General features: G+C 54.9%; 1 pseudogene. It reads right to left on the minus strand.

Features of this window, described 5'->3' with window-relative positions:
* A pseudogene (locus tag ACYU98_RS06690) lies at window positions 1-596 on the minus strand (IS6 family transposase); the annotation flags it as partial.
* Between the last annotated feature and the right edge of the window lie 8 nt (window positions 597-604).

Raw genomic sequence — 604 nt, forward strand, 5'->3', positions numbered from 1 at the left:
CACCTCAATACCTTTGATGGTGGCGTAAGCCGTCTTCATGGATTTAAATCCCAGCGTGGCGCCGATTATCCGTTTCAGTTTGCCATGATCGCATTCAATCACGTTGTTCCGGTACTTAATCTGTCGGTGTTCAACGTCAGACGGGCACCGGCCTTCGCGTTTGAGCAGAGCAAGCGCGCGACCATAGGCGGGCGCTTTATCCGTGTTGATGAATCGCGGGATCTGCCACTTCTTCACGTTGTTGAGGATTTTACCCAGAAACCGGTATGCAGCTTTGCTGTTACGACGGGAGGAGAGATAAAAATCGACAGTGCGGCCCCGGCTGTNACAGTGCGGCCCCGGCTGTCGACGGCCCGGTACAGATACGCCCAGCGGCCATTGACCTTCACGTAGGTTTCATCCATGTGCCACGGGCAAAGATCGGAAGGGTTACGCCAGTACCAGCGCAGCCGTTTTTCCATTTCAGGCGCATAACGCTGAACCCAGCGGTAAATCGTGGAGTGATCGACATTCACTCCGCGTTCAGCCAGCATCTCCTGCAGCTCACGGTAACTGATGCCGTATTTGCAGTACCAGCGTACGGCCCACAGAATGATGTCACGCT

The organism is Calidifontibacter terrae, from assembly GCF_054778835.1.